This is a genomic window from Allopontixanthobacter sediminis, from assembly GCF_009828115.1.
GTDB lineage: Bacteria > Pseudomonadota > Alphaproteobacteria > Sphingomonadales > Sphingomonadaceae > Allopontixanthobacter > Allopontixanthobacter sediminis.
In genome coordinates this window covers 553,234-566,893 of the sequence record NZ_WTYL01000001.1, presented here as the reverse complement: position 1 = coordinate 566,893, position 13,660 = coordinate 553,234, and the positions used below count along the sequence as shown (strand labels likewise).

Genomic DNA, 13,660 nt, shown 5'->3' with positions numbered 1-13,660 from the left:
CGGATTCGCCTGCGGGCGCCGGAAAATGGTCAAATAACCTTAGCGTTCGCATCTAACGCGGCAAGGCTGCGCCGCGAGTAAGCGAGATTCCTTGGGGATAAATACCCCAAAGGTTACGACATCATGGCCATGCCGCCATTCACATGCAGGGTTTGGCCGGTAACATAGGCGGCTTCCCGTGACGCAAGGTAAGTCACCGCACTGCCGATATCCTCGCCTTCGCCCATCCGCCCCATCGGGATCCGTGCATTCAGCGCATCCTTCTGCGCGTCGGGAAGCTGGTCGGTCATGGCGGTACGGATAAAGCCGGGCGCGACACAGTTCACGGTAATTCCGCGGGTTGCGAGTTCCTGCGCCAGGCTCTTCGACGCGCCGACCAGTCCGGCCTTTGCAGCGGCATAGTTCATCTGGCCCGGGTTGCCCGTCGCGCCGACGACGCTGGTGATGTTGACGATGCGGCCGAACCGGGTCTTCATCATCGGCCGCGCGGCAGCGCGCATCAGGCGGAACGCAGCCTCCAGGTTGACCTGCATCACCTGGTTCCACTCCTCGTCCTTCATCCGCATCGCCAGATTATCACGGGTGATCCCGGCGTTGTTGACCAGGATATCGAGCTGGCCGAGCGTATCGATGGTCGCCGGAACCAGATGCTCGACACTGTCGGTATTGGAAAGATCGCAGGTAATTTCGACATGGTCGTGACCATATTCGTCGTTCAGTTCCTCACGAAATGCCCGCAGCTTGCTGCCGTTGGAGCCAGACAGCGCAAGACGCGCACCCTGCGCCGCGAGCGAGCGGGCAATTGCCGAACCGATCCCGCCACTGGCACCGGTCACGAGGGCGGTCATTCCGGTAAGGTCGAACATAGTCAAATCTCCTTCAGCAGCGCTTCGATATCGTCCATGGTGATGACGCTGGTTACCTGTGCTTCGGGGTCGATGCGGCCGATCATCGGGCCGAGGACCTTGCCGCCGAGTTCAACGAATTTCTCCATCCCGGCAGCGCGCATGGCGAGGACGCTTTCACGCCAGCGGACGCGGCCCGTAACCTGTTCCACCAGCAACCGCTGGATCTCTGCAGGGTCGGAAACTTCCGCGGCTGTCACATTGGCGTACAGCGGGAGCTGAAGCGCCTGGGGGCGGGTTGCTTCCAGCGCTGCCGCCATCGCATCGGCGGCAGGCTGCATCAGCGGGCAGTGGAAGGGGGCGGAAACCGGCAGCAGGATACCGCGCTTGATCCCGTGGTCCTTAACCAGCGCGATTCCGCGCTCGATCGCCTCGCGGTGGCCGGAAATGACCACTTGCGTCGGGTCGTTATCATTGGCGACGGTGCATATTTGCCCTTCCGCTGCTGCATCGGCCAGAGCCTGCGCCTTGTCGATATCGGCACCCAGCAGGGCTGCCATCGCGCCTTCGCCCACCGGAACCGCAGCCTGCATCGCTTGTCCGCGAAGTTTCAGCAGACGCGCTGTGTCCGCCAGCGAGAATGCGCCCACCGCGCATAAGGCGGTGTATTCCCCGAGGCTGTGGCCGGCAACGCAGTCGCCTTTGTCAGCAAGTGAGATACCGCCCTCTTTTTCGATCACCCGCAGCACGGCGATGGCGTTGGCCATGATCGCGGGCTGGGCGTTTTCGGTCAGCAGCAAAGTCTCGTCCGGACCGTTCGACATGACGGCGAACAGTTTCTGGCCGAGCGCGTCGTCGACTTCCTGGAAAACTTCGCGTGCGGCGGAGCTTGCGGCGGCAAGGTCGGCGCCCATGCCGACTTTCTGGCTGCCCTGGCCGGGAAAAACAAACGCTCGCATCCTTGGTCTCCTTTGGGCCCCGCGCTTATTGGCCGAGAGCGCCCGCCGCAAGTCCGAAGGGAACGATCTTGTTGGCCCCGTCATGCCCGATGTCGGCGCGGCCGAGATATTCTATCCCCGCTTTTTCGCACCAGAAACGGGCAATTTCCACTTCGTCCATACCGAACGGGCGATCGTTTTCCGGAACATCGCTGATCCGGCCAAGGCGCAATCCAGCAGTTCCCTTCAAATGCAGGGCGATGTGGAAAAACAGCCGGTCGATGGCGTAAAGGTGCTCTGAAACCTCCTCCACCATCACCACATGGCCGGTGAGGTCGGGCATCAGGTCGGTGCCGCACAGCATTGCCAGCGTCATCAGATTGAAGGCGGCGGTCGGGCGGTCGTCCAGCGCGGGTTCGAGCCCATCGGTGCCGCCGCACAGAAAATCGAGCGACCTGCAAACTGATGCGGCACCGCCAATCCGCCGGATATCCCCCACCATCGGGCCATGCGCAGGCCGGCCGATCCCCGCCTTGTACAAGGCTGCGAGGAGGAAACCTGTGTCGGAATAGCCAACATAACGCTTGCTCCGCGCGGACGCCCCCAATTGCGAGACCGCCTCCGCAGCGATCCGGTTCGATCCGTAACCGCCGTTGGCAAACCATACGGCGTCGAACCCGGGATCGTTGGCACATTCGACCAAAGTACTCGTTCGTTCGGCATCGGTCCCGGCGAAATGCCCGTGGCGCGCAAAACATTGCGGGTGGAATTCAAGCTTGATCGAGGCATAGCCCGCGGCCAGTTCCAGGACCGCGTCGGCATGTTCCTGCTCGAGTCTCTTGCCGGGCGCGCAGATGGCGATGCGTGTTTTTGGCGTGCTCATTCCCGGTTCCTATACGTCATTCCTGCGAATGCGGTAATCCTGCTTGTAATGGACGGACGAGCACCATACCGCTCCCCGCATGACTGACGCACCCGCACCCACCCAGCACGCGAACCGCCCGTGGTTTTTCTGCGGAATCGGCGGATCGGGGATGCTGCCGCTGGCGCAGATTCTCAAGGGCCGCGGCGCCGTGGTGGCGGGGTCCGACCGGAGTTTCGACCAAGGTCGGACACCGGAGAAATTCGCGTGGCTGGAATCGCAGGGGTACGCCCTGTTCCCGCAGGACGGCAGCGGGATCTCCGACCCGGAGCAGATCCTGATCGCCTCCGCGGCAGTCGAGGATACGGTGCCGGAGATGGTCCGCGCCAAGGAACTCGGCTGCACCCGGATGACTCGCGCGCAATTGCTTTCCGGCCTGTTCAACAGCGCACGGACCGGCATCGCGATCGGGGGGACCAGCGGCAAATCGACAGTCACCGGAATGCTCGGATGGATTTTGCACGCAGTTGGCCGTGAACCGACGATCATGAACGGCGCGGTGATGAAGAACTTCGTGTCGGAGGAGGCGCCGTTCGCCAGTGCCGTGGTCGGAAACGGGGACGCGTTCGTCAGCGAAGTCGACGAAAGCGATGGCTCGATCGCGCTGTACCGGCCGGCCGTCGCGGTGCTGCTCAACGTAAGTCTCGACCACAAGAGCATGGATGAGTTGCGCAGCCTGTTCGGCGACTTCCTCGCGGCCAGCCGTGTCGCCGTAATCAACGCCGACAATTCCGAGGCGCTTGCGCTTTTACCGTACGCAAAATCGGCGCTGACCTTCGGCGTCGAGCAGGAACTTGCCCAGATCGGCGTGGTTCCGGGCAGCATCGCCGACAGCCCGGTGCGGCAGGCGGCGCTGATTATCGACCGGCATGACGGGAAGACCTATCCGCTGACCCTCGCCCTGCCCGGCAGGCACAATCTTTCCAACGCGGTTGCCGCCATTGCCGGCGCAGTTGCCGCAGGTGTTCCCGTGGGCCAGGCGGTTGCGGCGCTGGCGGGGTTTGCCGGACTTGCGCGGCGGTTCGATATCCTCGGCACCAGCGCGTCGGGGATTACCGTGATCGACGATTTCGGCCATAATCCGGAGAAATGCGCGGCAACCCTGCGCACGATGAAGCAGCATCCGGGCCGCGTGATCGCGTTCTTCCAGCCGCATGGCTACGGCCCCTTGCGGCAGATGGGCGCGGAACTGGCGGAAACCTTCGCCCGCGAACTCGGACCGGATGATGTCACTTTTATGTGTGACCCCGTATATTTCGGCGGCACGGTTGACCGTAGCCAGGGCAGCGAGCGGGTTATCCAGTTGATAACGGACGCAGGAGGCACTGCGGAACACCTCCCGACGCGCGAAGACTGCGCCAGTCGGATCGCGGAGATTGCCCGTCCCGGCGACCGGATCGTGGTCATGGGCGCACGCGACGACACGCTGACGGAATTCGCCCGCGGAATCCTCAATCGTATCGCGTAACCCGCCTTAGTGGGCGCCAGCCTCGTGGCCGATCTTCAGTACCTTGTGCAGCACGAATACGATCACACCGCCCAGCAGTAACCCGAACACCGCCGAGAACACCGCATAGCCCAGCCACCCCAGTAACCCGGACAGTGCACCGGTTATCGATTCGATGAAATGCTGGAAGCCGTGGCCGAGATCATACAGCAGGTCCCAGCCCAGTTCATGCAGCGAGTGCACAAAGATACCGCCGCCGACCCACAGCATCGCCAGCGTCCCCACCACCGACAGTGTGACCAGCAGTTTCGGCATCGCGAGCAGCAGGAACCGGCCGGTCCGCTGGGCAGTTTGCGATTCGCGTTCCGCCAGATGGAGGCCCACATCGTCCATCTTCACGATCATCGCCACCGCGCCATAGACTATCACGGTGATGGCGATCCCGACGAGCGCCAGCGCGGCGGCGCGAATCCAGAAGCTGTCGGAAATCGTCCCGATCTCGTTCAAGGAAATTGCCATGATCTCGGCGGAAAGAATCAGGTCGGTACGGATTGCACCCCCGATCCGCTCTTTTTCGAACTTGGCCGGATCCTCGATCGGGTCTTCCAGCGTCTTGCCATGCTTCGCCCCCCCCAACTTCTCGACCACCTTCTCCGCGCCTTCATAGCACAGATAGGCCCCGCCCAGCAGCAACAGGAAAGTGATCGCCGACGGTAACAGCCAACTAAGCAGCAAGGCGCCCGGCAACAGGATCAGCAACTTGTTCTTGAGGCTACCCTTGGTGATCGCCCAGATGATCGGCAATTCCCGGTCCGGTGTCAGGCCCGTGACATAAGACGGGGTGACCGCAGCATCGTCGATAACCACACCGGCAGCCTTGCTGCCCGCGCGGCCCGCGGCGACACCGATATCATCGACCGAAGCGGCCGCAACTCTGGCGATGACTGAAATATCGTCGAGCAACGCGACTAAACCACCTGGCACGGCAACTCCTCTAACTATCGCCCTGCCTTTGAAGTCCTGCCGCGTATGTGGCAAGCCTGATCCGTGCTTGCATTCCGCGGTGAAGCCGCTATGTGCCCGCCTTCGCTCCCGCATGGGAGTGAGAACGAAGAAAGTCGGAGGGGCCCCGCAATCCCGCGGATCAGCCAGCGATCGGCATTACAATGTGAAGGAAGCAAAGATGGCTCTGTACGAGCATGTCTTTCTCGCGCGTCAGGATTTGAGCCAGGCTCAAGTCGACGCGCTGGCGGCAACTGCCACCGAAATCGTCGAAGCGAACGAAGGCAAGGTTACCAAGACGGAAACCTGGGGCCTCAAGAACCTCGCTTACAAGATCGACCGTAACCGCAAGGCGCATTTCGTCCTGCTCAACATCGGAGGCCCCGGCGCCGTCGTTGCCGAGCTCGAACGCCAGACGCGGATCAACGAAGATATCATTCGCTACATGACCGTCCGTGTGGACGAGCATGAAGAAGGTCCCTCGGTCATGATGCGCAAGCAGGACCGTGACCGCAAGAAGCGTACCGAGCGTGAGGAGCGTTACTGATGGCCCGTCCGTTTTTCCGCCGCCGCAAAAGCTGCCCGTTCTCGGGCAAGGGTGCCCCCGCCATCGATTACAAAGATGTGCGTCTGCTGCAGGGCTTCATGTCCGAGCGTGGCAAGATCGTGCCCAGCCGCATTACCGCAGTGTCCGCCAAGAAGCAGCGCGAGCTGGCCAAGGCGATCAAGCGCGCACGCCAAATCGGCCTGCTGCCCTACCTCGTCAAGTAAGGAGCGAGCGCCATGGATATCATTCTGCTCGAACGCATCGAGAAACTCGGCACCATTGGTGACGTCGTAACCGTCAAGGACGGTTATGCGCGCAACTACCTGTTGCCCAACAAAAAAGCCCTGCGCGCCAATTCGGCGAACAAGGCCGTTTTCGAAGCCAACCGCGAACGTCTGGAAAAAGAAAACGAAGTGCTTCGCGGCGAAGCCGAGAAGACGGGCGAGAAGGTTGCCGGTGCCGAAGTGGTGCTGATCCGCGCTTCTTCGAACTCGGGTCAGCTGTATGGCTCGGTAACCGTTCGCGACATCGTCGAAGGACTGGCTGCACAGGGCCACGAAGTGACCAAGAAGATGGTCATTCTTGAAAATCCGATCAAGACGCTGGGCGTATTCGAAGTTCGCGTTCGCCTCCACGCCGAAGTCGACGTGATGGTGAAGGCCAACGTAGCGCGTTCGGATGACGAAGCCGAACTGCAGCGCCAGGGCGTCGATGTCATGAAGTCGATGTTCGATGAAGACCAGGCCGAAGGCACCGGCGGCTTCACCGAAGCGGTCGACCCGACGCTCGAGCCCGGCGAAATTCCCGCCGACATGCTCGATGGCGGCGATGACGCCGAAGACGAAGAAGAAACCGAAGCCTGAGCTTCCTGAAACTTTGAATATCGGAGGGCGCTGCTTGAAAAAGCAGCGCCCTTTTCTTTGTAATGCAGTCAATCGCGCGCTATCTGCCGTCGATGGAATCAATCGAAACTATTATCGACGAGCTGGACACGCTCTATACTGCCGCCGTTGACCGCCTCCGTGCCGATGTGATCGCTTTCGGACGCGAAGGCACCTTGCCCCCTCCCGAACGGCGCAAGGATGGCAGTTACGCTTACCCCGAACTGGTGATGCGGTTTACCGGCGGGGAGCAGCCGGAAGACCGCAGCCGCGCGTTCGGCCGACTGAACGCACCGGGCACCTATGCCACCACCGTCACCCGGCCCCGGATGTTCGCGGATTACCTGACCGAGCAGCTCGAACTGATCGGCAGCGATTACGACATCAGTCTCGAAGTGCGCGCCTCGCGGCAGGAAATCCCTTTCCCCTATGTGCTGGACGGTGCTGCCGGGGCTGAACTTGCCGGGATCAGCCCGCAGGAAATCGCCCGCCATTTCCCCGCAACCGAACTTGCCGACATCGGTGACGAGTTGGCCGACGGGATCGAAATCGACGACATCAGCGGGCCGATCCCGCTGTCGCTGTTCGACGGGTTGCGGACCGACTTCAGCCTCGCGAGGCTGGCGCATTACACCGGCACCAGCACCGAACATTTCCAGCGCTTCATCCTGTTCACCAACTATCACCGCTATGTCGATGAATTCGTTGACTGGGCGGGCGAACAAGTGGGCAAGAACGGCTACACCGCGCTGGCTGGTGCCGGCGGAATGCTGCTGGAATCGCCGCTGGAAAATGCGCGCAATCATTTGTCCGACACCGCATGGCGGCGGCATCAGATGCCGGCCTATCACCTGATCGGCGAAGGACGCGCCGGGATTACCCTGGTCAACATTGGCGTGGGCCCATCCAACGCCAAGACCATTACCGACCATCTCGCCGTCCTGCGCCCCGAAGCGTGGCTGATGATCGGCCATTGCGGCGGATTGCGGCCCAGCCAGAAGATCGGAGATTACGTCCTCGCCCACGCCTATCTGCGGGACGACCACGTGCTCGACCATGTCCTGCCGCCAGAAATTCCCCTGCCCGCGATTGCCGAAGTACAGCAGGCGTTGGCCGCTGCGGCGCAGGAAGTCAGCGGTACCCACGGGGCCGACCTAAAAAAGCGGATGCGCACCGGAACGGTCGTCACCACCGACGACCGCAATTGGGAACTGCGCTACACTCACTCGGCGCGCCGCCTCAGCCTCAGCCGGGCGGTCGGAATCGACATGGAAAGCGCCACCATCGCCGCGCAAGGATACCGCTTCCGCGTCCCCTACGGCACGCTGCTATGCGTCAGCGACAAACCGCTCCACGGCGAAATCAAGCTGCCGGGACAGGCCAACCAGTTCTACGAAGAAGCCATCGGCGCACATCTCAAGATAGGCGTAACCGCCTGCCGCCTGCTGAGGGCGGAGGGACCAAGGCTCCATTCCCGGAAGTTACGGGCGTTTAACGAGCCGCCATTTAGGTAGGGCCTGCTTCGTCGTGGAAAGCGTACTTCAAGCTTCGTCAATGAACTGATGGAACTGGGCGAAAGCTGCGTCAGCTTCTACCTTCTTATCTGCCAGCTTATTGTTCCATGTTACCAAACAACTTTCCGGAACATCTAACGAAACAGCCGAGCGAATTTCAGCGTCTGCTCTCTCCATGTCCATATGCAGTGTATCGCGAGCTTGATCGACCATGCGCTTCAGTTCGATCCTTATCTGCTCTTTTGGTATCTTAAGAACCATGCGAAAGCCTACCTAACTGTATTGTGCAAGCAATACAGTTAGCCGGAATTCTGGTCAAGCGTGGATCGAATCTGTTATCCTTAAAAATCCTAGCTTCTTCAGCTTTGGTGTCGCTACCCGACGCTCACTTCACCCCTTGCCCTTCGTCTTCGTCTTGCCTGCCTTCGCATTCGCTTCGATGAATTCGATGATCTGGCCGGCGATATCCTTGCCGGTGGCGGCTTCGATGCCTTCCAGCCCGGGCGAGGAATTGACTTCCATGATCACCGGTCCGTGATTGCTGCGTAGCAAGTCGACCCCGCAGACATTGAGGCCCATGTGCTTGGCCGCGCGCACCGCGGTGGAGCGTTCCTCGGGGGTGATCTTGATCAACGCCGCCGTGCCGCCGCGGTGGAGGTTGGAGCGGAAATCACCTTCCGCACCCTGCCGCTTCATCGACGCTACGACCTTGCCGCCAACTACCAGGCAGCGGATGTCCGCCCCGCCGGCTTCCTTGATAAATTCCTGCACCAGGATGTTCACATTGGCCCCGCGAAACGCCTCGATAACCGAGATGGCGCTCTTTTCGGTTTCGGCCAGCACGACGCCGATACCCTGCGTGCCTTCGAGCAGCTTGATCACCACCGGCGCGCCGCCGACCGCCTTGATCACTTCCGCCGATTGCTTGGGATCATGCGCGAAGGCCGTCAGCGGCAGGCCGAGCCCGTGCTTGGCGAGGATCTGCATCGATCGCAATTTGTCCCGGCTGCGCCCGATCGCGACGCTTTCGTTAAGCGGCCAGACCCCGCCCATTTCGAACTGACGAAGCACCGCAAGGCCATAGGGGGTGATCGACGCCCCGATGCGCGGGATCACTGCGTCGTAACCGGACAGCGTTTCGCCATTGTAAGCCACCGTCGGCCGATGGCTCGCGATGTTCACCGTGCAGCGCAGCGTGTTGAGAATGTCCATCGAATGGCCGCGCAACTCCGCAGCCTCGACCAGGCGCTTGTGCGAATAAAGCCTGGGGTTCCGGGCAAGCATGGCGATTTTCATGTAATCGGGTCCTGTGAACGGAGCGGGTCAGGCAAGAGGAAGGATTTGGCCGAATCGACCAGGAAACGTTTGCGCAGGGAGGTCCGACCGATCAGCATGGGAAACTTCATGTCCGACCGGTCCGCTAGACTGAACTCGGCGCGGAACCGGTGGTTCCCCATCGCCAGCTCAGTCTTGATGATCAGCCGTTCCTGCCGTTCGCCATTGGAACTGGTGATGATCCGGTGGGCCACGCGCGGAGCCTCCACCACCTGGTGGTGATCCTCAAGGGCGTCGATCGTGAACCGCGCCCATTCCTCACCGCCGCGTTCGAACAGTTCGATCCCGGTCGCGTGGAGCGAGGACGTGCGCGCGCCGGTATCCACCTTGGCGCGCAGGTGCAGCACTCCCAGTTCGGGCAGCGACACGATCTCGCGCCAACCGCAGATGTCTTTGGAGAGGGGGTGGGAACTCATCGGGCTGCGATCTAGCACCGCCAAACCGGACTGTCAGGCATCAATGTCGGGCTAGTCGAGAAACCCGACCAGCGCATCACCCAGCGCGCCCTCGGTAACCGAACTCATGTGAGTACCGGGAATTTCCGCATAAATTGCGTCGGGCAAGGCCTCGGCAAGACTTGGCGCGGAGCCGTTGTCCTGATCCTTGTCACCGCACACCACCAGCGCCGGCATCGTGATCACAGCCAAATCTTCCGGTGTAGTGTCGGAAACCGATTGAAGTAGCAGGCGGGCGGCCTCGCGGTCCACGTTCATGGTTTTCATGAAGCTGACCGCCATGAATGCCGGATCCCCGCGCTTGACCTCGTCGAACCGATCGATCGCATCGATGAAGAAATCCGCCCTTCGCGACCATCCGGCCAGCCCTTCCAACCCCATGCCCGAAAGGACCAGCCGGCGCGGTGTCACGCCGGTTATCACTGCGCGGACAGCGGTCCGCGAACCAAGCGAAAAGCCCACGAGATCGAAATCCGCGAGTTCCAACGCATCCACGAGCGCGGCAACATCCTTCGCCAGCACATCGGGCGGATAGGCCGCGCTGTCATGCGGTTTGTCGCTTTCACCATGCGCCCGGAGATCCGGCATGATCACTTCGAAGCCCGCATCAACCAGCTTTTGAGCGTGACCAAACCGGATCCAGTTCATTTCCGCACTGGAAAACAGTCCGTGGAGCAGCAGTACGGACCGCCCTGCCCGTTCTCCCATCCGGTGGACCGCAAGTTTTGCGCCGTCGAAGGAGGGGACGTGTTCGGTCGTCAAATCGCTCATCGTTCTGTCAGTCCTTGTTCGTTCATCCGCCACAGCACCATCTCGATCCGGTCCTGGCCGAAAAAGGGTTCGCCGCCGAAAACCAGCGTGGGAACCCCCCAATGTCCCGCATCCTCCAGCGCCTGCTGGTTCGCGGCCAATTCCTCGTCGAGCGCCGCAACGTCACTGTCCGCCTCGCTTGCCAGCTCCTCCAGATCAAGTCCGGCCCGCGTTGCGGCGGCTGCCAGATGCTCGCCTTCGTTCCAGCCCGGCGTTCCGCCCCATATCAGCCGGGATACCTCATCGGCGAAGGCTAGCCCTTCCCCTCGCCGCGCCGCCGCTTGGCCCATCCGCGTGAGACGAAAGATGTGCGGCTGATCGTCCGCGATCTTGCGGGTCACCAGGTCCTGAACAATCGGATCGGGTTTTGGCGCGGCGAAAGGGATACCATGAAACTGCGCAACACGGACCATATCGCGGAAGGTGTAGCCCAGCCAGTTAGGATGGTTGCGCTCGAAAAAATCAGGCTGCCGGATGGCCAGGGGATATACGGACCGCAAGGCGATATCGACGTCGAACATCTCAGTCAGCGCGCGGTATCGACCGATCGCGAGGTAGGAATACGGCGAACGGAAGCTGAAATACAGCTCGGCGGTCAGGGTCATTCTGGTCCTCTCCAACTCGATATGTCCGGCCGGCGCTTAGCCTGCATCGACCCCGTGCGCGAAACAAAAGCGGCGATTGTGCGTTTCAGACCACCTGCACGACTTAACCCTCACCCTGACCGGAGGATGAAAACCATGCGTACCTTACTCGCCTTGCTCGCCGCAACCGCCTTGGCCGGGTGTGATAATTCTTCGACCGAACCTGTTGACGGCACAGAAGCGGTTCTACCTGCCGAGAATGACGATCCCGCCCTGGTCGAGCGTTCGCTCGAAGGCATGGAACCGCTTGATGGCGAAGCGGCGGGAAGCTCGCCGGCGGATGACATCTCTCTCGATGCGCGCACCCGCTACGCGACCTATTTCCTCGGCGCCTACGGGCGTGATGCGCAATGCGGCGGAGATACAGCTACGCTCGAACTGCAACAAGATACCATTCGTTACGGCGACACGACTTGCCAGATCGGAGAGATCGAGGGATCGGGCAAGGACGTGCGGATCAGCGGTGAAAATTGCACTTCCGAAGATGCGAAGGTCGCGAACCGCAACTACACGATGGCGATGTCCGAAATGCAGGCGCTTCAGTTGCAGACCGGCAATGAAAATGTTTCGTTGAAACGGTGTGCCACCACGTAACTGAGCAAATCCGGCCTGACCGGATTTAGCGGAAAAAGCAGGTTGTACCGGCGTGAAGGCTTTCCACCACCTTGTCTGCTCCGCTACCTGACAGGAAGCCGCCGACACCGCTCGCGGACGTGAACTCGTCCCCCAAAGTGCTGCCATCGACCGAACCAACTTCGTACACTGCCGCGAGATCTGCTTCGCTAGAGCCGATCCCTATATCCTTGTCTGTACGCACGGGACCGTCAGCTTCCTCCCTGCGCAAGGTCCAGCCAACCAGCCGCTCTTCCTGGAAATTCAGCGTCAACCCGCTGACGTAGGAAGTGAACTCCATCGGTCCCGCGCCGCATTCCGCGAGGCTTGACCGGTCCGTTGCCGGCCCCAGCACACGGGCCATTTCCTGCTCGACCGTTTCGCGCGGCGAACCAAAGGCGAGCGTGGTCCCCGACGGTCCGGTCACATTCAAACTGTCGCCGCCAAGTCGTACCAAACCGGGCGCAACAGCGGCCGGTTTCGCGCTGCCGCCTGCGGATTCTGCAGCGGCCGGGACAGTCCCGTCATCTGCGGGCGAGCAGGCCGCCAAAGCAGCGAACGCTCCAAGTCCGATCAAGCGAACAAACATGCTTTATGTCCCTTTTCGATTCGGACTTCAGCCCTTCTTGAGGTGCCTGCGTCCCAGCAATTCAGCTATTTGCACAGCGTTCAGCGCCGCGCCCTTACGGAGGTTGTCGGAGACACACCACAGCGCGATTCCGTGTTCGACCGTCGGGTCGTCGCGTACCCGGCTGATATAGGTAGCGCTGTCGCCGACGGCTTCCACGGGCGTGATATAGCCTTCGTCCTCACGCTTATCGATCAGCATGACGCCGGGAGCCTCACGCAGGATATCCTGCGCCTGCTCGGCGGTCAGCTCGTTCTCGAATTCGATATGGACGGCTTCGGAATGGCCGACAAACACCGGCACCCGCACACAGGTGGCGGTCAGCTTGATCTTGGGGTCGAGGATCTTTTTGGTTTCGACCACCATCTTCCATTCTTCCTTGGTCGAACCATCATCCAGGAAAACGTCGATATGCGGGATCACGTTGAAGGCGATCTGCTTGGTGAAGGCGCGCGGTTCCGGCTTGTCGCCCACGAAGATCGCGCGGCTTTGTTCGAACAATTCGTCCATCCCGGCCTTGCCTGCGCCCGAGACGGATTGATAGGTGCTGACGACGACCCGCTTGATCGTCGCAGCATCGTGCAGCGGCTTGAGCGCCACCACTAGCTGCGCAGTCGAGCAATTCGGGTTGGCGATGATATTGCGCTTGGTATAGCCATCGATCGCATCCGGGTTCACCTCCGGCACGATCAGCGGGACATCGGGGTCCATCCGGTAGAGCGAGCTGTTGTCGATCACCACGCAGCCTGCAGCCGCAGCCTTGGGCGCATATTCTCGGGTGGCGGTGGAACCGGCGGCAAACAGCGCGATATCCCATCCGGTCCAGTCGAAATTCGCGATGTTCTTGCATTTCAGCATCTTGCCGGTGTCGCCGAATTCAACCTCGGAATTATGCGAGCGAGCGCTGGCGACCGCGGCGATTTCCTCGATCGGAAATTCCCGCTCTGCCAGGACAGCCATGATTTCCCGGCCGACATTGCCTGTCGCGCCCACCACAACAACTCGATAACCCATGCTGCAACTCCAAAACTTCAAATTTCGCGCAACGGCGCTGTCGCCGCACTATAGCGCGCGCCACCC

Annotated in this window: 17 protein-coding genes; 6 read left to right on the top strand and 11 right to left on the bottom strand. The window is 61.2% G+C overall.

The window, feature by feature from the left end; translation table 11 throughout:
* Positions 1-113: 113 nt before the first annotated feature.
* From fabG to GRI65_RS02960, 3 genes are read right to left on the bottom strand one after another with little or no spacing between them, the layout of a single operon-like run.
* A complete protein-coding gene (gene fabG / locus GRI65_RS02970; RefSeq protein ID WP_160755025.1) occupies positions 114-866 on the bottom strand; it encodes a 3-oxoacyl-[acyl-carrier-protein] reductase in 753 nt (250 codons plus the stop codon).
* A 2-nt stretch (positions 867-868) separates the two neighbouring features.
* Positions 869-1,804, bottom strand: coding sequence for an ACP S-malonyltransferase (fabD, locus tag GRI65_RS02965; protein WP_160755024.1), 936 nt, complete (start codon positions 1,802-1,804; stop codon positions 869-871).
* Between the two features lie 25 nt (positions 1,805-1,829).
* Positions 1,830-2,666, bottom strand: coding sequence for an LD-carboxypeptidase (locus GRI65_RS02960; RefSeq protein ID WP_160755023.1), 837 nt, complete (start codon positions 2,664-2,666; stop codon positions 1,830-1,832).
* 79 nt (positions 2,667-2,745) lie between these two features.
* Here GRI65_RS02960 and GRI65_RS02955 point away from each other — a divergent pair, with 79 nt between their 5' ends.
* Positions 2,746-4,173 (top strand): glutamate ligase domain-containing protein, encoded by a 1,428-nt coding sequence (locus tag GRI65_RS02955; RefSeq protein WP_160755022.1) that lies wholly within the window; start codon positions 2,746-2,748, stop codon positions 4,171-4,173.
* Positions 4,174-4,179: 6 nt separating this feature from the next.
* Here GRI65_RS02955 and GRI65_RS02950 read toward each other — a convergent pair whose 3' ends face one another.
* The gene (locus tag GRI65_RS02950) at positions 4,180-5,136 is read right to left on the bottom strand and encodes a DUF808 domain-containing protein (protein ID WP_160755021.1); all 957 of its coding nucleotides are present in this window, start codon (positions 5,134-5,136) and stop codon (positions 4,180-4,182) included.
* A 199-nt stretch (positions 5,137-5,335) separates the two neighbouring features.
* Here GRI65_RS02950 and rpsF point away from each other — a divergent pair, with 199 nt between their 5' ends.
* The 4 genes from rpsF (at position 5,336) to GRI65_RS02930 (ending at position 8,096) form a co-directional block, all read left to right on the top strand.
* Positions 5,336-5,701, top strand: coding sequence for a 30S ribosomal protein S6 (rpsF, locus tag GRI65_RS02945; protein WP_160755020.1), 366 nt, complete (start codon positions 5,336-5,338; stop codon positions 5,699-5,701).
* Positions 5,701-5,925, top strand: coding sequence for a 30S ribosomal protein S18 (gene rpsR, locus GRI65_RS02940; RefSeq protein ID WP_160755019.1), 225 nt, complete (start codon positions 5,701-5,703; stop codon positions 5,923-5,925). The genes rpsF and rpsR overlap by 1 nt, the downstream gene beginning before the upstream one ends.
* A gap of 12 nt (positions 5,926-5,937) precedes the next feature.
* Complete coding sequence (rplI, locus tag GRI65_RS02935) at positions 5,938-6,564, top strand: 50S ribosomal protein L9 (protein WP_160755018.1); 627 nt, start codon at positions 5,938-5,940, stop codon at positions 6,562-6,564.
* A 92-nt stretch (positions 6,565-6,656) separates the two neighbouring features.
* On the top strand, positions 6,657-8,096 hold the full coding sequence (locus GRI65_RS02930; protein ID WP_160755577.1) for an AMP nucleosidase: 1,440 nt from the start codon (positions 6,657-6,659) through the stop codon (positions 8,094-8,096).
* 27 nt (positions 8,097-8,123) lie between these two features.
* Here the strand turns inward: GRI65_RS02930 and GRI65_RS02925 are convergent, their stop codons facing one another.
* From GRI65_RS02925 to GRI65_RS02905, 5 genes are all read right to left on the bottom strand, one after another.
* Positions 8,124-8,357: a hypothetical protein gene (locus GRI65_RS02925; protein ID WP_160755017.1), complete on the bottom strand. Its 234-nt coding sequence runs from the start codon at positions 8,355-8,357 to the stop codon at positions 8,124-8,126.
* Positions 8,358-8,486: 129 nt separating this feature from the next.
* Complete coding sequence (gene rimK / locus GRI65_RS02920; protein ID WP_160755016.1) at positions 8,487-9,392, bottom strand: 30S ribosomal protein S6--L-glutamate ligase; 906 nt, start codon at positions 9,390-9,392, stop codon at positions 8,487-8,489.
* The gene (locus GRI65_RS02915) at positions 9,389-9,847 is read right to left on the bottom strand and encodes an ATP-dependent zinc protease family protein (protein ID WP_160755015.1); all 459 of its coding nucleotides are present in this window, start codon (positions 9,845-9,847) and stop codon (positions 9,389-9,391) included. The genes rimK and GRI65_RS02915 overlap by 4 nt, the downstream gene beginning before the upstream one ends.
* A 51-nt stretch (positions 9,848-9,898) precedes the next feature.
* Positions 9,899-10,657: an alpha/beta fold hydrolase gene (locus GRI65_RS02910; protein ID WP_160755014.1), complete on the bottom strand. Its 759-nt coding sequence runs from the start codon at positions 10,655-10,657 to the stop codon at positions 9,899-9,901.
* Positions 10,654-11,301: a 2-hydroxychromene-2-carboxylate isomerase gene (locus GRI65_RS02905; RefSeq protein WP_160755013.1), complete on the bottom strand. Its 648-nt coding sequence runs from the start codon at positions 11,299-11,301 to the stop codon at positions 10,654-10,656. Before GRI65_RS02905 ends, GRI65_RS02910 begins: the two co-directional genes overlap by 4 nt.
* 135 nt (positions 11,302-11,436) lie before the next feature.
* Here GRI65_RS02905 and GRI65_RS02900 point away from each other — a divergent pair, with 135 nt between their 5' ends.
* On the top strand, positions 11,437-11,934 hold the full coding sequence (locus tag GRI65_RS02900) for a hypothetical protein (protein WP_160755012.1): 498 nt from the start codon (positions 11,437-11,439) through the stop codon (positions 11,932-11,934).
* A 25-nt stretch (positions 11,935-11,959) separates the two neighbouring features.
* Here GRI65_RS02900 and GRI65_RS02895 read toward each other — a convergent pair whose 3' ends face one another.
* Together GRI65_RS02895 and GRI65_RS02890 are read right to left on the bottom strand one after the other, a co-directional pair.
* Positions 11,960-12,541, bottom strand: a complete 582-nt coding sequence (locus tag GRI65_RS02895) for an aspartate-semialdehyde dehydrogenase (protein WP_160755011.1) — start codon at positions 12,539-12,541, stop codon at positions 11,960-11,962.
* A 27-nt stretch (positions 12,542-12,568) separates the two neighbouring features.
* Entirely contained in the window at positions 12,569-13,594 is a 1,026-nt protein-coding gene (locus GRI65_RS02890) for an aspartate-semialdehyde dehydrogenase (RefSeq protein WP_160755010.1), read from the bottom strand.
* Positions 13,595-13,660: the final 66 nt, after the last annotated feature.